17 protein-coding genes and 1 riboswitch are annotated in these 18,508 nt (G+C 53.8%); of the genes, 12 read left to right on the forward strand and 5 right to left on the reverse strand.

Annotated features, from left to right (window positions below):
* Positions 1-3 precede the first annotated feature (3 nt).
* Positions 4-1,014: an alpha-E domain-containing protein gene (locus JI62_RS05435; protein WP_088699185.1), complete on the forward strand. Its 1,011-nt coding sequence runs from the start codon at positions 4-6 to the stop codon at positions 1,012-1,014.
* Here the strand turns inward: JI62_RS05435 and JI62_RS05440 are convergent.
* Positions 1,011-2,081, reverse strand: coding sequence for a zinc-binding metallopeptidase family protein (locus JI62_RS05440; protein WP_088699186.1), 1,071 nt, complete (start codon positions 2,079-2,081; stop codon positions 1,011-1,013). The two genes, JI62_RS05435 and JI62_RS05440, sit on opposite strands and share 4 nt — an antisense overlap.
* A gap of 243 nt (positions 2,082-2,324) precedes the next feature.
* Here JI62_RS05440 and JI62_RS05445 point away from each other — a divergent pair, with 243 nt between their 5' ends.
* Positions 2,325-3,824, forward strand: a complete 1,500-nt coding sequence (locus tag JI62_RS05445) for a CoA-acylating methylmalonate-semialdehyde dehydrogenase (protein WP_088699187.1) — start codon at positions 2,325-2,327, stop codon at positions 3,822-3,824.
* An 80-nt stretch (positions 3,825-3,904) separates the two neighbouring features.
* On the opposite strand, the gene JI62_RS05450 is transcribed toward JI62_RS05445, so the two are convergent.
* Positions 3,905-4,603, reverse strand: coding sequence for a hypothetical protein (locus tag JI62_RS05450; RefSeq protein WP_088699188.1), 699 nt, complete (start codon positions 4,601-4,603; stop codon positions 3,905-3,907).
* A gap of 178 nt (positions 4,604-4,781) precedes the next feature.
* Here JI62_RS05450 and JI62_RS05455 point away from each other — a divergent pair, with 178 nt between their 5' ends.
* The 7 genes from JI62_RS05455 to JI62_RS05485 all read left to right on the forward strand — a co-directional run bounded on the left by JI62_RS05455 (position 4,782) and on the right by JI62_RS05485 (position 12,456).
* Complete coding sequence (locus JI62_RS05455) at positions 4,782-5,363, forward strand: peroxidase-related enzyme (protein WP_088699189.1); 582 nt, start codon at positions 4,782-4,784, stop codon at positions 5,361-5,363.
* Between the two features lie 88 nt (positions 5,364-5,451).
* Positions 5,452-5,558: riboswitch (TPP riboswitch) on the forward strand.
* Positions 5,548-6,921: a sodium:solute symporter gene (locus JI62_RS05460; protein ID WP_088699190.1), complete on the forward strand. Its 1,374-nt coding sequence runs from the start codon at positions 5,548-5,550 to the stop codon at positions 6,919-6,921. It overlaps the preceding riboswitch by 11 nt.
* Before the next feature lie 69 nt (positions 6,922-6,990).
* Positions 6,991-8,415, forward strand: coding sequence for a diguanylate cyclase domain-containing protein (locus tag JI62_RS05465; protein WP_088699191.1), 1,425 nt, complete (start codon positions 6,991-6,993; stop codon positions 8,413-8,415).
* A gap of 27 nt (positions 8,416-8,442) precedes the next feature.
* A complete protein-coding gene (locus tag JI62_RS05470; RefSeq protein WP_088699192.1) occupies positions 8,443-9,411 on the forward strand; it encodes a magnesium transporter CorA family protein in 969 nt (322 codons plus the stop codon).
* A 166-nt stretch (positions 9,412-9,577) separates the two neighbouring features.
* Complete coding sequence (locus JI62_RS05475; protein ID WP_088699193.1) at positions 9,578-10,156, forward strand: NnrU family protein; 579 nt, start codon at positions 9,578-9,580, stop codon at positions 10,154-10,156.
* A 45-nt stretch (positions 10,157-10,201) separates the two neighbouring features.
* A complete protein-coding gene (locus JI62_RS05480; protein ID WP_088699194.1) occupies positions 10,202-11,380 on the forward strand; it encodes a zinc-binding dehydrogenase in 1,179 nt (392 codons plus the stop codon).
* An 11-nt stretch (positions 11,381-11,391) separates the two neighbouring features.
* Positions 11,392-12,456, forward strand: a complete 1,065-nt coding sequence (locus tag JI62_RS05485) for a proline racemase family protein (RefSeq protein ID WP_170938482.1) — start codon at positions 11,392-11,394, stop codon at positions 12,454-12,456.
* Here the strand turns inward: JI62_RS05485 and JI62_RS05490 are convergent.
* The 3 genes from JI62_RS05490 to JI62_RS05500 all read right to left on the reverse strand — a co-directional run bounded on the left by JI62_RS05490 (position 12,423) and on the right by JI62_RS05500 (position 14,132).
* On the reverse strand, positions 12,423-12,683 hold the full coding sequence (locus JI62_RS05490; RefSeq protein WP_088699195.1) for a DUF1289 domain-containing protein: 261 nt from the start codon (positions 12,681-12,683) through the stop codon (positions 12,423-12,425). The two genes, JI62_RS05485 and JI62_RS05490, sit on opposite strands and share 34 nt — an antisense overlap.
* Positions 12,683-13,099: an alternative ribosome rescue aminoacyl-tRNA hydrolase ArfB gene (arfB, locus tag JI62_RS05495; protein ID WP_088699196.1), complete on the reverse strand. Its 417-nt coding sequence runs from the start codon at positions 13,097-13,099 to the stop codon at positions 12,683-12,685. The genes JI62_RS05490 and arfB overlap by 1 nt, the downstream gene beginning before the upstream one ends.
* An 85-nt stretch (positions 13,100-13,184) precedes the next feature.
* Positions 13,185-14,132, reverse strand: a complete 948-nt coding sequence (locus JI62_RS05500) for a D-2-hydroxyacid dehydrogenase family protein (protein ID WP_088699197.1) — start codon at positions 14,130-14,132, stop codon at positions 13,185-13,187.
* 89 nt (positions 14,133-14,221) lie between these two features.
* On the opposite strand from JI62_RS05500, the gene JI62_RS05505 reads away from it, so the two are divergent.
* The 3 genes from JI62_RS05505 to JI62_RS05515 all read left to right on the forward strand — a co-directional run bounded on the left by JI62_RS05505 (position 14,222) and on the right by JI62_RS05515 (position 18,476).
* Complete coding sequence (locus tag JI62_RS05505) at positions 14,222-14,836, forward strand: flavin reductase family protein (RefSeq protein WP_088699198.1); 615 nt, start codon at positions 14,222-14,224, stop codon at positions 14,834-14,836.
* Positions 14,837-15,195: 359 nt separating this feature from the next.
* On the forward strand, positions 15,196-16,317 hold the full coding sequence (locus JI62_RS05510) for an ABC transporter substrate-binding protein (RefSeq protein ID WP_240513148.1): 1,122 nt from the start codon (positions 15,196-15,198) through the stop codon (positions 16,315-16,317).
* A gap of 59 nt (positions 16,318-16,376) precedes the next feature.
* The gene (locus JI62_RS05515) at positions 16,377-18,476 is read left to right on the forward strand and encodes a methyl-accepting chemotaxis protein (RefSeq protein WP_088699200.1); all 2,100 of its coding nucleotides are present in this window, start codon (positions 16,377-16,379) and stop codon (positions 18,474-18,476) included.
* The last annotated feature ends 32 nt before the right edge of the window (positions 18,477-18,508 follow it).

Genomic DNA, 18,508 nt, shown 5'->3' on the forward strand with positions numbered 1-18,508 from the left:
GCCATGCTGTCACGCGTTGCAGAGAACCTCTACTGGATGGCGCGCTATATTGAGCGTGCTGAAGATACCGCGCGTTTGCTGAGCGTCAACAGTCACCTTATGCTCGACTTGCCTGGTCGTCTGCCGCTCGGCTGGGCGCCGCTTATCGAAATGACCGGCAGCCTGGAAACCTTCACAGCGCGACATTCAGACTTCGAAGAGCGCAATGTGGTGCACTTTTTATGCGCCGATACCGACAACGATATTTCGATTATCTCCGCCCTTGCCAGTGCCCGTGAAAACCTGAGAACCACCCGGGATGTGGTGCCCCGGGAGATTTGGGAAGAGGTTAACCAGCTCTATCTGAGCGTGGCCGATCATGCCGAAAATGGCGTGAGTCCACGCCGTCGGGATAGTTTTCTCAAAAGCGTTATCCGAGGCTGCCAAGCGCTGACAGGATTGATTGAAGGTACGCTAAGCCATGGCCCTGCGCGCACTTTCATTGAGCTGGGGCGTCAGTTAGAGCGGGCCGATATGACCACTCGCATTGTTGACGTGCGCTCCGCCAGCCTGCTGCCGCAAAACCCGGAAGAGCTGCTGCCGTTTGAGAACTTGCAATGGATGAGCGTGCTTAAGTCACTCACCGCCTACCAAATGTACCGTCAGCAGGTGCGTTTGCGCGTACGTGGCCCCGATGTGCTGCGCTTTTTGCTACAAGACCCGAACCTGCCTCGCTCGATTGCCTGTAGTCTGGAGACACTGGGCCATGAGCTGACGCTACTGCCGAGACAGGATCGCCCGGCGGCCACCGTTTCGCTGGTGCGTGCCGACGTGGTGGATGCCGATATTCAAGCGCTGGCCCACTCACCCAGCAAGCTGCACCTGTTTATCGACGAACTGCAGATCGGCTTTGCCGCCATCCACGATACGCTTAGCGCCACCTACTTTGTGAATGATGACAGCGTGCCCCGTGTCACTCAAACCCAGAGTCAGAGCCAAAGTCAAAGCCACGCGGGGGATAACGATAACGACTAGCCGGTAACGGAATTGCGCGCTAGCGGGCTGGCGGCCTGTACGATTTGATGCAGATAGGCCAGCTTCTCGCGCACCGCCGGGGCAAGCACTCCTGGGGCCAAATCGAGCAGGCCCATATCCCGGTTGAGTTCATTCACTGCCATCCCTACCTGGTGAAAGGCAATCAGCATGCTCTCCAGGCTGCCGTCGTACTCAACGTGGGTAATGCCCATGTGCAGTGCGGTATCCAGCACGGCGACCATATCCAGGTAATAGGCAAATGTTTCGGCAAAGTCCTCCCAGGGGTGCATGGTGGCGTAAGCGGAGATGAAGCGGTTAGGCCAGTCGGCGGGGGCTCCCTGTTGGTAGTAACGCTCTAACGCTTCTGCATAGCTTGGCCGGTGGTGGTTGCCAAAGACCGCCCGGCAGGCCTCTTCATCGCGATCCTTAACCAGCACATCCCAATAGTAGTGACCGATTTCGTGGCGGAAATGACCTATCAGTGTGCGGTGGGATTCGTTCATATCAACCCGTAAGCGCTCGCGTTCAACGTCGTCGGCCTCTTTAACGTTGATGGTGATATGGCCCGCGGCATGGCCGGTATACACCTTCTCCTGCTTGGCGGTAGAGCGCCATAAGCCCTGATCGGGCAGGGCATCAGCCATAAACGAAAAGCTTAACGGCACAGAAATGTCGTCGTCTTTGGTGCCGTGGGGAAGTTTAAGTAGATCCAGAGTATGAAATAGTCGTCGTTTTGCTGCTTCAAGTGCTGCCCAGCGTTCGCGGTGGCCTGCTACATTGAGGTCGGGTATGACTTCGTTGTAACGGCAGCAGTCGCAGAGTGTATCCGCATGCCCGCGCTCCAACACCACCATTCGGTTGCAGACATTCTCAACGGCGTAGTTGTGGCACTTCATTAGCGGCGTATCGCAACCTGGATGGGTACAACGGTAGCCGCCGTTATCCAGGGGCTCAATGGCGGTAATATTGCTACAAGCAGGGCACCAGCCCACCTCTGACTGACAGGCGAGGCAGTGGGTGTTTTCGTAGAACAGCGGATTGCCACAGCGGCAGTGAAAGTCCTGCATAGATAATCCCCTGTGTTTAAACACGTGCACTCTGATAAGCCGAAGCATAGCCAGCGCGACGCTACAATGGAAAGGCTAATTGACGTCCAGGTGTAGATTTTGTTTACTCACGAGATACTTAGTTGACGTTAACGTCAACTTGCTGCTATACCCTGTGTACTTGTCTTACCGCGATGCATTTTAAAAACAGCTTTTTTAACACTCGCACCCATAACAACCACAATCATAAATAGGAGCAACGCTATGTCCGTTCGCGAAATTCCCATGTATATCGATGGTCAGCCCGTGCAGTCGCAAAGCCAGGAGTGGCGCGATGTGGTCAACCCAGCCACACAAGAGGTGGTGGCTCGCGTGCCGTTCTGTACCGCTGACGAAGTGGAGCGTGCCATCAGCAGCTCTAAAGAGGCGTTCAAGGAGTGGCGTAAAGTGCCGCTGGGTAAGCGCATGCGCATTATGCTCAAGCTGCAGGCGCTGATTCGTGACAATACCTCGGAACTGGCGGCCTTGATTACTGAAGAGCACGGTAAAACCCTGCCCGATGCGGAAGGCGAAGTCGGTCGCGGTTTGGAAGTGGTGGAGCACGCCTGCTCGATTACCTCCCTGCAACTGGGTGAATTAGCCGAAAACGCTGCCAACGAGGTAGACGTTTACACCATGCACCAACCGCTGGGGGTCGGGGCTGGGATTACTGCCTTTAACTTCCCGATTATGTTGCCCTGCTTTATGTTCCCGCTGGCGATTGCTACCGGTAATACCTTTGTACTTAAGCCCTCCGAACAAGATCCCAGCTCCACCATGCGGTTAGTGGAACTAGCCCACGAAGCGGGTGTGCCTGCGGGCGTACTCAACGTAGTGCACGGTGGCCCCGACGTGGCTAATCAAATTGCCGATCATCAGGATATCAAAGCGCTCTCGTTCATCGGCTCTACCCATGTGGGGTCGCTGCTCTACAACCGTGCGGCAGCAGCAGGTAAACGCATGCAGGCGATGATGGGCGCCAAGAATCACTGTGTGGTGATGCCCGACGCTAACCGGAGTCAAGCGATCAACAACCTGCTGGGCTCAGCCTTTGGTGCTGCGGGCCAACGCTGTATGGCAAACTCGGTAGTCGTGCTGGTCGGCGAGGCACGTGAGTGGCTTAGCGATATAGTCGATGCGGCAAAAGAGATGAAGGTAGGTCCGGGTACTCAGCTTGATGCGGATCTGGGCCCGCTGGTATCGCCGGCCGCCCGTGAGCGCGTACTGCGTTTAATCGATGCGGGTGAGAAAGAGGGCGCCAAGCTGATGGTCGATGGGCGCAAGGTTCAGGTAGAGGGTTACCCCAACGGTAACTTCGTGGGGCCGACCCTATTTGCCGATGTAACCGCCGATATGACGATTTACCGGGAAGAGATTTTTGGCCCCGTGCTGTGTGTGGTCAGTGTTGAAACCCTGGATGAGGCGATTGCCTTTATCAATGCCAACCCCAATGGTAACGGTACCTCCATCTTTACCAACTCAGGTTGGGTCGCGCGCCGTTTTGAAACCGATATCGACGTTGGTCAAATTGGTATTAACGTGCCAATCCCAGTGCCGGTCGCTTACTTTAGTTTCACCGGTTCAAGAGCTTCAAAACTGGGTGATTTAGGGCCTAACGGTAAGCAGGCTATAGCGTTCTGGACACAAACAAAAACCGTTACGGCACGTTGGTTCGAACCAGAAAATGTTTCCAGCGGTATCAATAGCACGATTTCGCTGGGTTAAAGAGCCTTGCTTCCTGCATTAACAAAACGGGCCCTGCGTAAAGCAAGGCCCGTTGATGGGGGAGGTGCTGGCCTTCCTTGCTAAAAATTATCGAATAAAGGCAGGCTTTCTTCGAGCAACTGTTCGATGGGGCCGAGCTGGCTTTCATGCAGCACTAACAGTGACTCTCCCTCCATGAAGTGTTCAGCGGGCGGAACCAGTAGGGCGAACTCACCCTCTTCAAGGTGAAATTCGTGTATTTCGCGCATACCCAACGGGGTCATGCATTGCGTGCAGCGGTAGGTGTCATCTTCGCCATAAATCAGCCGATGGTACATTTTAAACAGCGTATACAGGGCTAAACCGCCCTCAAACGCTGGCCAGCGGGCTGGGGTATCGCGAATGTCATTGTTAAGGTCTTGCCCTTCGGCTTTGGCGTCTGCAATTGCATCGGCGAGTGGGGCGGCAAGGATGGCGTTTTTGTCGGCAGGTAGCGGCGTGTTGTGCTTGGAGGCTTGTTCAAAATCCTGCACCGCGCGCTTAAAGTCAGGCACACCACCGAGCGCGTAATCGACGTGCTGTAAGTCTTCAGGCTCAAAGCCGCCGTTTTCCCAGCCATGGATAACACGAAGGGTCATCTGATCCCGTTTCATTGGGCGTGCAAGTAACATATGCAGCATAATACGAATGTGCAGCTGGCGCTCATCGGTATCATTTTCAAATGCTCGATAGGGGTCAGTAAACAGCTCATTTAGACGACCGGGGGTATGTTCCTTGGCTTCGGCTTCGTTTTGGTTCATGACAGTGTCCCTTTGAACGAACTGTTTATTAAGAGTAGCGCGCGGTTTTTTATCACAGATCGATACATCAGTATGGCGAGCAGGTTGGCTGATTAAAAGCCTCTTAATTTAGCTTTTTGTTACCCATCGGCTAAACCGTTTTTACCAGATATTTAAATTTAACAATAAAGAGGTGAATATGTCTGCATCATTAAGTCGTTTTAACGTTCCTGAAACACTGGATGATCTTCCGGAAGATATTCGCAGTACCATTTTAGCGGTTCAGGAGAAAGCGGGTTTCGTGCCCAATGTGTTTCTGATGCTGGCCCATCGCCCCACTGAGTTTCGGGCTTTTTTTGCCTATCACGATGCGTTAATGGAGCGCGAATCGGAAACGCTCACCAAAGCGGAGAAAGAGATGATTGTGGTCGCCACTAGTGCACGCAACCGCTGCTTATATTGTGTGGTCGCTCACGGTGCCCTGGTGCGTATTTACAGTAAAGACCCACTGCTCGCTGATCAAGTGGCGATCAATCATCGTGTAGCGCCGATTAGCGAGCGCCACCGTGTTATGCTCGATTTTGCTATGCACTGCGCTATCGATGTGGGTGAAATGACCGATGAATGGCTCTCCCGCCTGCTGGAGGTAGGCTTTAGCCAAGAGGACTGCTGGGACATTGGCGCCATCGCGGCGTTTTTTGGTCTTTCAAATCGCTTGGTCACGCTGGCGGGCACACCGCCCAATGAGGAGTTCTACTTAATGGGGCGTGTACCTCGCTAACATGCGGCCACGGTATCCTAAGCTTTACTAAGCGGTTATTCTGATTGAGAATAGTTCCTGAATCAGTTCTTAACCTCGTATCTACATTCACTGTCGCCAGGGGAGCCCTGCTCAAAAGGGCTGAGATGTGTGCTGCGCAGACCCTGGAACCTGATCCGGTTCGTACCGGCGGAGGAAGCGCGACATGCTTTACCTAACGTCAGCCGTGCTTGGCGCGGCGCTGTGCTGCTTTGCTTATTTAGGCCTGCGGGCTCGCTGGGTGGATGGCCCGCTTGACGACTATGTCACTGCTCGTAATTCGCAAACGGCTTCTACACTTGGACTCTCCTTTCTAGCCTCCGGCATGGGGGCATGGATTCTCTTTGCGCCCCCTGAAATTGGTGCCTTTGTTGGCCCGCTGGCCCTGGCAGGCTATGCCCTTGGCTCTGCGCTGCCATTTATCGTTTTAGGGCTGTATGGGCCAAAGATTCGCCGTGCGCTGCCCGAGGGGCGCAGCATCGCCGAGTTTGCTGAGGCGTGCTATGGTGCGGGTGTACGGCACTGGGTAACGCTGGTATCCATTGCCTATATGGCGTGCTTTTTAGCCGCCGAGCTAACCGCCATTGGGGCAATCACTGCGTTACTTTCCGATGTGCCCCCTGCACTGGTGATTATTGGCGTAGCGCTTACTACGCTGGTGTATACCGCAGCGGGAGGCCTGCGAGCCAGCCTTGCCACGGATCGCTGGCAGGCGTGGCTGCTGCTGGTTCTGCTGTGTGTGGTGGGGATCATGGCGCTATGGCGGCTTCCCACTATTCCTGCTGAGGCTGTACTCCCTTCCATTCCCATCACTAGTGCGCTCAGCGTAGCGTTAACGCTAGTGATCGCGGTTACCGCGGCTAACCTTTTCCATCAAGGCTATTGGCAGCGCGTGTGGGCTGCGCAAGACGATCAGAGCTTGGGGCGCGGGGCGTGGTTAGGTGGGGCGATGACGGTCGTCGTGATCATGGTGATTGGCGGTTTGGGCGTGTTGGCTGCCATGAGCGGTTTCTCTCTGGGGGAGCCCCCGATGCCCTTTTTTGCCCTGCTAAGTGATGCCCCCATTTGGCTTTCACTGCCCGCCTTGGTATTGGCGGTGACCTTGGTGGCCTCCAGCGTTGATACGCTGCAAAATGGCATTGCCTCGCTGGTGGTCGCACGCAGCGAGCAACAGGGCGTTTCACTCGTTGCTGCCCGTTGGATAACGGTTGTGGTGATGATGCCAGTGGTATTGATTGCCTTGCAGGGGCTGTCGGTACTGCGGCTGTTTTTGATTGCCGACTTGCTGTGTGCCGCGATTGTGGTGCCTGTGTTGCTCGGCCTGTGGCAACGTATGACGCCAATTGCAGCCATTGGGGGTGGTGTTGCAGGTTTGCTAGGTGCCATTCTTCCTGGTTGGTTAAGCCACGGAAGCCTGATGGCAGGGATCTTGGCTGCCAGCTTTCCGGGCAGTATCCCTACCCTGGGGCCATTCGTCGGCGCGTTAATCGCCTCTACGCTAACGAGTGTGCTGCTCGCGTTTTCAACCAAAAAAAAGTGAGATGTAAGCAGTAAAGAGCTGATCGCGTTATGCTAGCAGAATAACAGCTACCTCATGGTTGATATGACAATGAGTTTCCCCACAGCACCTGACGAAGATGCGCGGTTAGCAGCCCTTTATGAGCTTGCACTTCTCGATACCCCTGAAGAGCCTGCTTTTGATCGCATTACAAGGTTGGTGACCAAGCTGCTAGACGTGCCTATCTCGACGGTGACGTTGGTAGATGCGCAACGGCAGTGGTTTAAGTCGAGTATTGGCGTTGAGAACCAAGAGACATCTCGCGATGTGGCTTTCTGCGCTTATACCATTATGTCCTCAGAGCCCTTTGTTGTTGAGGATGCCAGCCAAGATGCCCGTTTTTCTCAAAATCCCTTAGTGACTGCTCCCTATGGCATCCGTTTTTATGTGGGTATTCCATTACGCTCTTTGCAAGGCTTGGCACTAGGGTCACTCTGCGCGCTCGACACTAAACCTCGCGTCGTCAGCGAGGATGAGTTAGCGGCCTTGCAAGACTTAGCGGCAATAGCGACAGAGGAAGTTCATTTGCGTGAGCGGGTGGTGCTGGAGAAGAAAAATGCCGCGGCATTTCAGCAGGCGCTGAATGAGCTACATCAAAGTATGGAACGCCAAATTGAGCGGCGCACCAATGAGCTCAATTTAGTCATTGAGTCAGCTTATGACGCCTACATTAGCATTGATGCCGACGACGTTATTTTGGACTGGAACCGCGCAGCAGAAGTGATGTTTGGTTGGCCACGCAAAGAAACACTGGCAAGGACGATAACGCAGCTGATTTTTCCTGCCGGGCTGCCCCCCAGCAATAACCGTGCTTCCATCACCTCTACAGCACGGCGCCAGGATGGCACTGAGCTACCTGTTGAAGTTCGCATTAAGACGCTAATGATAGATGGGCGCGAGCGGCGAAGCCTTTTTATCCACGATATTACCGAACGTCAGCAGCTTGAGCGACTGCGTGATCAGCAGGCTCGTGAAGATGCACTTACCAAACTACCTAACCGAAGAGCCTTGGATGAGCGCTTACCTGAAGCCATGGCCCGCACTCGACGCTCCCAACAACCCCTAGCCGTTTTATTTATGGATCTGGATGGTTTCAAAGCAATTAACGACACCCATGGCCATGCCATGGGGGATGAATTGCTGCGCGTGATTGCTAAAAGATTGGGGGCTACGGTGCGCGAAACCGACTATATCGCACGCTGGGCCGGGGACGAGTTTGTCCTGCTATTGGAAGGCAGTGAGCCCACCGCAATCGATTCGCTGGCCAATAAATTAGTTCAGGTGGTTCAAGAGCCACTGGCCGCTGGTAATGCGGCGTTACATGTCAGCGTTAGTATTGGGGTTGCTTTGTATTTACCAGCGAGTGCCGAGACAGCTAATGAACTGCTAAAGCGCGCCGATGTGGCTATGTATGATGCAAAGCGCTCTGGAAAAGCCCAAGTACGCATTGCCCAGCCTTTGGATAATGCTTTTTAAGCACCAGGGAAATCTTCAAGGACGACCATGATTCGAACGATTCTGACTACCCCTGAAGGCGAAACCCACGAGGGAGATGAACGACTGTTGGCTGCTTGGCAGACCACGCCTGGCAGCCATATTTGGATCGATATGCAGGGGGAGTCCCAGCAAAGCGAGCGGACGATTTTAGAGGCGTTTGAGTTTCACCCGATGGCGATTCAAGATGCCCACAAAGAGCGTCATCCGCCGAAAATCGAAGAGTTTGATAATCACACCTTGATTATTTACCGAGGCATCTCCTCCTTCGATGCTGAGCTGAACTACGTACCGCAACAGGTCTGTTTCTTTGTGGGGGAGCGGTTTCTGGTTACCCTCCATCCCGGCCAAGCGCTCTCCATAGAACGGCTATTCAACGAGCACGGTAAAGCCCTACTGGCCCACTCGCCGGAACATGTCGCGCTGCGGGTGATGTATATTTCAGCGGGCTTTTATATCGATAGCCTACTTGAGTTCGAAACGGCGTTAAGCGACCTGGAAGACGAGCTGCTGGAAAATGGTAATGATGTACTAATGCGCAAGATCATTACCTATCGCTCGCGGCTGGTTAAAATGCGCCGCATCTTTAGCTACCACCAGGGTATTACCCAAGAACTCATCGCTTATGACTATGAGCATTTGCCGCGGGAAGAGAGTGAAACCCTCCACGCGATCAACGATGTAGCGGATCGCTTCGAGCGCCTCTATACCTTGACCCAAATGTACTACGACATTTGCGGTGACTTAATCGATGGCTATATCTCTATTTCCTCTCACCAACTAAATATCACCATGCGCGTCCTCACGGTCATTACTGCGATCTTTGTTCCTCTAACGTTTATCGCCGGGATTTACGGCATGAACTTCGAAAATATGCCCGAGCTACGCTATCAGTACGGCTACTTTTTTGTATGGGGTGCCATGCTGGGGATCGGTGGGGGGCTGATATGGCTGTTTAAGCGCAAGCATTGGTTTTAAAGACTGGTTTTAAGGACTGGTTTTAGGCTCGCCAGGGAAAGACTCATCAGGAAACGAAAAATTGACGCATACATAGGTGGTCAGCGGCTGAGTGTGGCATCCTCTCCAGTGACCAAGACTATAAGGCATAAAGCCGTCGACTAGCGTTTTCACTGGGAGTTGTTCCATGACGATTATGATTATCGGGCTGCTGATTTTTTTAGGCAGCCACTCTGTACGTATCTTTGCTGAAAACTGGCGTCAGCAGCAGATTGCTAAACACGGCGAAACCACTTGGAAGGTAGCCTATTCGGCGGTATCCATCGTTGGCCTGGCCATTGCGATTTATGGTTTTGGGCAGATGCGCCTCGACTCTCTCTATATCTGGTACCCGCCTATGGGAATGCGCCACGCGGTGGCGCTGCTGATGGTACCCGCCTTTATTATGCTGGTGGCGGCCTATATTCCGCATAACGCGATTAAGGCCAAGCTTGGCCATCCCATGATGCTGGCGGTAAAAATCTGGGCGTTTGCTCACCTGCTGGCCAATGGACGCTTGGGCGAGATTATCTTTTTTGCGGCCTTTCTTATCTGGGCTATCCTGGCGTTTAAAGCCGCCAAAAAGCGCGACCGCCTGACACCACCTGCGCCCGTCAGTACGCATAAAATGGCCACCATTGCTACCGTGCTCGTAGGCTTGATAGCGTATGTGGTGTTTGCTTTTTATCTGCACACAGTGCTGATTGGCGTCCCTGTTTTTAGCTAATCAGTTTTGAGCAGTTTGACGTTAGCCCAACCTAGGAGTTACTCCATGGCCGAGACGACACACACGGTGCCCACTACCATGGCTGCCATGCTATTGACCGGGCATGGCGGTATGGAAAAGCTGGAATACCATCAGGATGTCGCCACGCCGCAGCCCAAGGCGGGCGAGGTGTTGGTTCAGGTGACCGCTACGGCGAAGAATAATACTGACCGCAAGGCGCGTGAAGGCCTGTACCCGACCAAAGACAAAGGTGATGTGACTTCCTTTGCCATGGGCGGCACCCCAACCTTAACCTTTCCACGGATTCAAGGCGCCGATGTTGCTGGCCGTATAGTGGCGGTTGGCGAAGGCGTTGACGCCAAGCGAATTGGTCAGCGCGGACTGCTTGATTTCAATATTTACGCCGATGAACGCCGGGATATCAATCTAACCCCGGATTACTATGGTCACGGGGCTGACGGCGGTTTTGCTGAGTATATCGCCGTGCCTGCGGAGCAGTTTTATCACGTGCCTAACCCAGAGCTGCATGATGCCGAACTAGCCTCAATGGGCATGTGTTCGTATCAAACCGCTTATCATATGATGACCGCCGCCAAGGTGGGGGCCGGAGAGCGGGTTCTGGTCAGCGGTGCCAGCGGCGGTGTGGGCACCGCGCTCATTCAACTCTGTCGCATTGTGGGCGCGATTCCTTACGCAGTCAGTCAGCTTGATAAAGCCGAGGCACTCAAAGCACTCGGTGCAGAAACGGTGATTGATCGTGGTGATCTGCCCACTTTTGTTGAGCGGGTGCTGGAAAGCACTGGTGGCAAACCGATTGATGCAGTAATGGATTTGGTCGGCGGTGAGATGACCAATCTGTTTATCGACACCATGATTGTCGATATGCAGGGGCGTAAGAGCTACCCGCGCCTCTCCATTGCCGGTGCCAGCGGTGGCAACCTTAGCGAAATGATGTGGACCCGCATCTATCTTTATCAAGTACAGATATTTGGTGTTTCCCACGGCACCCGTGAAGAGGCCGAACAACTGGTGGCGTGGATTCGCAGCGGGGAGTTAAAACCAGTACTGCACGCTGCCTTTAAGCTCTCTGATCTGCACGCTGCCGAGCGCTATTTTGTCAATCGGGGTAGCAACTACCTGGGTAAAATCGTGCTTGTCCCCGATGCCCAGTGGGCATCCCATGGTGCGCCGTTCGCCCTTGAGAATTCCTCCACTGCCGTTTAGGAGCACCGCCAGTGCCTAACCTTCATACCATCCAGCTAATGGACACCCATGCAGGAGGTGATGTTAGCCGTATCGTCACGGGGGGGATAGATAGTCTGCCTGGCGCTACCGTGCGCGAGCAGATGGAGTATCTGCGCGATGACGCCGACGGTTTGCGCCGCCTGCTGCTTGAAGAGCCCTACGGTATTCCGGAGATGTCGGTCGACCTGTTAGTGCCAGCCACCCATCCCGAGGCAGTGGCGGGTTACATCATTATGGAAGTAATGGGGTACCCCATTTATTCCGGTTCCAACACGCTGTGTACTGCCACAGCGGTGCTTGAGAGCGGTATTGTCCCCAAGCAGGAAGGCATACAGCGATTTAAGTTGGAAGCGCCGGCGGGGTTAGTGCAAATCGAAGCGAAAGTGCACAACGGTGTGGTGGAATCGGTGACCTGTGGCGGCTTGCCCAGCTATATCGATACCTATCGCGATAAGATTCACGTGCCGGGTATTGGCGAAGTGACTTACTCCATCGCCTATAGTGGTGGCTTTTACGCTTTGGTCGATGCCACTGAGCTGGGCTTTAAGCTTTCCCGTGATGAGGAGCGTGCGCTTTCGGAGTGCGCCTACAAAATTGTCGAAGCGATAAAAGCGCAGCGGGGCTTTTCCCACTACACTCTGGGCGATGTGGGTCCGCTGCCATTTTTGCACTTTATGGGCCCTGAAGAGCAGATAGGGGAGGGGTATACACGTTCACGGTCAACGACCTACGTGCATCCAGGTGTTATTTGCCGCAGCACAACGGGCACCGGCACCTCGGCACGTCTAGCGCTAATGAATTACGAAGGACGTTTGAATGTAGGTGATAAGCTAGAGACGGTGTCACTACGTGAGACGGGGTTTATCGGCACCTTCATTGGCACCCATCAGGAAGGGGCTTACCAGGTCGTCGAAAATACCATTACCGGCCGCAGCTATGTACTGGCCCACTCGGATATCGTTATTAACTGTGATGACCCGATGGTCGCGTGTGGAGAGCTACACCATATATTGCGCGACCGTCACCCGCCGGAAACACTGCCTTTAGAAATGTAGCCTTTGGAAACATTGTCTTTAGGAACGTAGCCTTTAGAAACATAGCCTTCGGCTACCAAGCGTTCCCATACCGGGGTCTTTTCGGCCTCGGTCATGCTGCCCCAAAGCGCAATTTCATCCAGCGTGCGGCCACACCCTTCGCATACCGATGTGGTTGGTTCAATCTGACAGATCTGTATGCAGGGCGAAAGAGGGCGCGGAGCGGGAGGTGCGGAGTCTTTGGTCATTAAGAGGCCGACACCTTACCGCGCAGCGATTTAATTTTGCCCTTACGGGTTTTATGGTCGACCCGGCGGCGCTGCGAACCTTTGGTGGGCTTGGTGGCGCGGCGTACTTTTTGCGGTTTGGTGGCGCTCTGTATCAGCTCTTTTAAACGCGCCAGCGCATCCTCTTTATTCAGTTCAAGCTTACGATGGCTTTGGGCTTTAATAATCACCACGCCTTCTTTACTGATGCGCTGATCAGACAGCGCCATTAAACGCTCTTTGTACAGCGGTGGCAGCGTGGAGCTCAAAATATCGAAGCGCAGGTGTACCGCTGAGGCGACTTTATTGACATTCTGGCCGCCCGCGCCTTGGGCGCGAATCTGGCTAATATCAATCTCCCAATCAGCCAGGGTAACGTTGCTAGAAATGGTGAGCATTAATGGCCTCTGTGTTACTTATTGGCTTATAGGCTAGCACAATTGGCACAGAGGCGGTGGCCGCTACGCTCTCTAGCACGCTCAATTAACGGGCTAGATTGTTGATGGGTTGATCAGCGATATACGCCAGCAAGTTGCTAAAGGCATCGCCAAAATAGAGCTCGTAGCTATCTTTTTCCACATAGCCAAGGTGGGGAGTGGCGACGAGATTGGGTTGTTCCAGCAGCGAGTCAGCTAACAGCGGTTCCGTATCAAAAACGTCGATTGCGGCTTGGCCTGGTCGACCGGCTTTTAGAGCCTTCTCAAGCGCCCCAGGGGCAACTAATTGAGCGCGACTGGTGTTGACGAGCAGGGAGGTGGGTTTCATTTGAGCGAGAGATTCGGCGCTGACAATAGCGCGTGTATCGTCGTTCAGCCGCAGGTGCAGGCTGAGTACATCAGCACGCTGGAACAAATCGGTCTGGTTTTTGGCTACCTCTATTCCTGCTTCAGCAGCGCGCTGGCGGGTGCCTTCTCGTCCCCACACCAACACCTTCATTTCAAAAGCCTGGCCATAGCGTGCTACCAAGCTGCCAATTTTGCCGTAGCCAAAAATGCCTAGGGTGCGGCCTTTGAGGCCCGTGCCTAGGGTACGCTGCCAACGGCCCGCCTTAAGATTCTCAACCTCTGCCGGTATATGGCGCATGGCGGCAAGCACCAAACCCCAGGTTAACTCTGCTGCAGCGTAGGGGGAGCCGGTGCCCGCCATGACAGTGATACCATGGCGGCGGCAGGCCGCTATATCCACATGCGCCGCGCCGCCGCCGGTTTGACTGATGACTTTCAGGTTAGGTAACCGCTCAAGCAGTGCAGCGGTGATAGGAGTGCGTTCACGAATGAGCACTAACGCTTCGGCATCCTGAAAACGCTTGCTCAATGCATCCAGGTCGGTGAGCGTGTCGTGATAAATCGAGACATCATGGCCCTCTAGCTGCTTGAAGGCGTCTAAATCGCGCACGCAGTCCTGATAATCATCGGCAATAACAATCTTCATCAAATCGGCTCCTTGCTGGCAATGCTATTGTAAAGTAATAGCTGTTATAGGTTGATAATACGCCTAAACCCATTACCCAGGAGTCAAAAATGAGCGACTACCTTTTGGATGAGTCCCCACTAAGCCTAGGGGTTATTTATCGGTTGCTATCGGGCACTGTTTGCCCCCGACCTATTGCCTGGGTATCTACCCAGGATAAGCAGGGAAATGCCAATTTAGCACCGTTCTCATTCTTTAATGTGGCCAGCGTGAATCCTCCAGTGCTGGCGTTTTCCCCTCTGCTCAATGGCAGCGGTGAGCTGAAAGATACGGTGCGTAATTTAAAAGACGTCGCAGAGTGTGTCGTGCATGTGGGCAGTGAAGGGTTAATTGAAGCGCTTAATACCACCAGCGCCAGCTTGCCCCCAGGAGAGGATGAGTTCGCCCTGGCCGGTCTTGAAAAGGCTGAGATGTCTGGCGTAAGCGTGCCGCGGATTGCCAACGCGCCCGTGGCGTTTGGCTGCAAACTGTTCGATATGATTAGCTTTGGAGATCAGCCCTTGGCAGGCACATTAGTACTGGCTCAAGTCGTCTCCATCCATATTGATGATTCGCTGTGGGACGGTCGCCATGTGGATATGGATTTACTCAAACCTGTTGGACGTCTAGCAGGCAGCGATTACATCCGCATTAGCGATCGTTTCGCTATCGAAAGGCCCGCTTAGCAACCGGTTGAGATTTTAAGAGCATGATTTTTGGGATCATTTGGCTTGCTTTGTCAGCTTGTGAGTGAGTGTTACAGAGTGAGTAACAAACGTTACTCATTAATTAACGATAATTAATCTTTAGTCGTATATTCTCCTGCCGATAGTAATACACAGACAGTAATACTCAGATAGCAATAAACAAAAGTTCGGTAATGTGGCGAAAGTGTGAGGGGAAAGCTACGCACTTTCGCCCATGCTATTTACGTGGGGAAGTGATCTAGCTATTAAGGAGCAGATCAATGCGACGATTGGGAACCAAGTTGTTAAGAAAGGCCTTGCTAAAAAGGGCTTTATTCACAATAACTGTATTAGGCGGAGTGCTTGCTCCTCTATTTGCTCAGGCAGAGCTTACCTTTGGCATTGTCGCCCCGTCCAGTGGAGGCGCTGCACCGCTTGGGTTGGGCATGCAGAAAGGTATCGAAACCTACTTTGCCGAGGTCAATGCGGCGGGCGGGGTTAATGGTGAAACGCTTGCCTTGATTGCCCGGGATGATCAGTACAAACCACTGCAGGCCGCCAGTAATACCCGCGAACTTATTCAAGAGGATGAAGTGCTGGCGGCGATTGGCAATGTCGGTACTCCGACGGCTACCGTTACCATTCCCATTTATAACGAATATGAAACGCTGCTTTATGGGGCGTTTACCGGTGCAGGCGTACTGCGTAAGACACCGCCAGACCGCTACGTGATTAACTATCGGGCCAGCTACGTACAAGAAACCGCTGCCATGGTGGACGGGTTGTTGGAAGCAGGTGTTTTGCCCGAGGAAATTGCCTTCTTTACCCAAAACGATAGCTTTGGCGATGCGGGATATAATGGCGCCACAAAAGCGTTAGCCGCTCATGGCGTTGAAAATATCGCAGCGCTGGCCCACGGACGCTTTACCCGCGGAACGCGTAATATCCACCAGGGGCTAGCGACCATTCTGGAAGCGCCGGTGACGCCGCGCGCCGTTATCATTGTCGGTACATACGGCCCCGCGGCGGACTTCATCCGTGAAGCGAAAAACGATCTTCCAGACACGGTATTTCTGAATGTCTCTTTTGTGGGCAGCCAAGCCCTTATGGATGAGCTCGGTGATCTCGCAGAAGGCGTCATCATCACTCAGGTAGTCCCGCCCCTAAATGCCGACCTCCCTGCCGTTGAGGCCTACCGGCAAGCGCTAGCAACCCATGCCCAGGGTAGCGAGCCTGACTTTATTTCCCTGGAGGGTTATTTGGCGGCAAAACTCTTTGTTGAGGGTGTAAGAGCGGCCGGGGCTAACCCTGATCGTGAGGCGATTGTGGATGGTCTGCTCGGCTTGGGTTCGGTTGATATTGGACTAGAGGAGCCGGTTAGTTTGGGGCCGAACGACCATCAAGCCAGCGATGCTGTGTGGCCCACTATTATCACAAACGGCCGTTTTGAGTCGGTGGAGTGGGCGAGCCTGTTGCCCTAAAGCTTCGATTCACAAAGCTTACGTTACCTGTAAGACCCTGACACAAGTGAAAACAGATAATGAAAAAAACCTTAAGTATTCGAGCAATGCTGATCAGCCTGTTCTTAGCAGCGGTGCTGGGAGCCATAGTACTAGCGGCAACGGGCTGGGTGACCAACCAACGGCTCATTGATTCGCAGCGTTATATTATTGGTGAGGTGCTCCCGCTTGAAGATGCCAGCCGTGGCATGGTGCTCACGATGGGAGCGTTTGGCCAACGTCACGCGGATTTGCTTGCGGCAGAGAACGTAGCAGCCCTTGACGCGGCCACCCCTCAAAGCGAATTAGATGAACGCTTTCGCGCTGCACAGCAAGCATTGAGTGGAATCGATATAGCTGAAGGCCTGAGTGCACTAGAGAGCCACTACCAAGCGTTGTTGGGAGGCGATACGGCGCTTGAAGCGGTGCGGCGTGAGGAGCTGAGCCTGCAAATACAGATGGCTGATCGGATTAGTGCTATGCAAGCACTAATTTCTCAAGTAATGCTGAGTGCGGAAAATATTGCTGGGCGTGCTGCACTGGCGCAGGTTCGCAATCGCCAAGAGCAGCGTGTATTGATGGAAGCCTGGCGCGAAGATGGCATGACCACGCTGCCAACGCAGCTGTTGGACAACATGTTTGCGACACAAGCTGATATTGGTCGTTTAAGCGGAAACGCGCGCATGGCATTGGCGCAGCTATCCGACCTTGGCCGTCAGATGATGCAAACGGGCAGTGCCGATGCATTGGTCAACCTGCGTTACAACGAAATTGCCCAACAGGTGGGGTTGGCTCGTCAATCATTAGCGGCGATTGCAGAAGCACCTAGCACCGAAGCAGAGCAGCGCACGCTTATTCTAGACTTAGACGATGTCATTGTTGAGCTGGAAGGGTTGATGGTGTCCGATGACAACGCTGTGTATGAATTACGTCTGCAACAGCTGGCGCTACACGAACAGGTACAAGCTGCACTTACCAGTGTGGCTGAATCCATGAACCAAATGCGTGATGCGTTGAGTGATGTTGAAGCCTATACCGTTGGACAAGCCCAAACTGCCTCTACCCAGGCCGAAACCTTAGCCAACGCGGGTCGCTCGTTACTGATTATGGTCACTCTAGCGGTTATCGCACTACTGGCGATTTTTGGCTGGCGTACCATGGTGCGAGTGCTGGGCCCGCTAGTGGCGATGCGTCACCAAATGGAAAATATCAGCGGCGCCGCAGGCGAAAATGCTGACCTGTCTAAGCGTCTTGAACTTAAGCGCAACGATGAAGTGGGCCAAACTGCTCAAGCGTTCAATAACATGATGGATACCTTTGAAGGCATGGTGGCGCAAATTCGTGAAAGCGCTGAAGCCATTGCGGCCAGCAGCCGTCAAATTGCCGCGGGTAATGAGAATCTCTCCCAGCGTACCGATCAGCAGGCGGCGTCGTTGGCGGAAACGGCTTCAAGCCTTGAAGAGATTACTGCCACGGTCAAACAAACGGCTGAGTACGCTGACCAGGCCAAAGACGCTAGCGGTAATGTTGACCAGCGCGCCCGTGCTGCAGGCGATGTGTCCACGCGCACGACGTCGGCGATGAGTGATATTCGCGAGGCAAGCGAAAAGATCACCTCGATCATTAAAGCCATCGACGATATCGCCTTTCAAACCAACTTGCTGGCACTTAACGCTTCTGTTGAGGCGGCGCGAGCGGGAGAGCAGGGGCGTGGGTTTGCCGTGGTGGCCCAGGAAGTTCGCAAACTAGCCGGACGCAGCGCCGAAGAAGCCGCCCAAATTCGCCATTTGGTAGACGATAGTGTCGCCAAGGTAAGTGAGGGTGAGCAACTGGTCAACGCCTCAAGCAAACACCTACAGGAAATCATTGATAGCCTGAGTGAGGTAACACGCTATGTTACCGAAATTGCGGGAGCGACCCATGAGCAATCGGCTGGAATCGACCAGATCAACCAGGCGATTTCGCAGTTGGATCAAGTGACCCATCAGAATGCCCGCTTGGTGCAAGAAGCGACCACAGCCAGCCACACGTTGGATGATCGTGCCGGTGACATGCATGCGCTGGTAGGACGCTTCCGTGTTAGCGACCATGCCGGACAGCCTCAACTGACGCTGCCGCCGCAGAAGGAAGTTTCACTGTAGTATTGAGTTACTACCCGATAGCAGGGCGCGCT

Origin of the sequence: Halomonas campaniensis (assembly GCF_002211105.1) — a bacterium.
Lineage (GTDB): Bacteria > Pseudomonadota > Gammaproteobacteria > Pseudomonadales > Halomonadaceae > Vreelandella > Vreelandella campaniensis_A.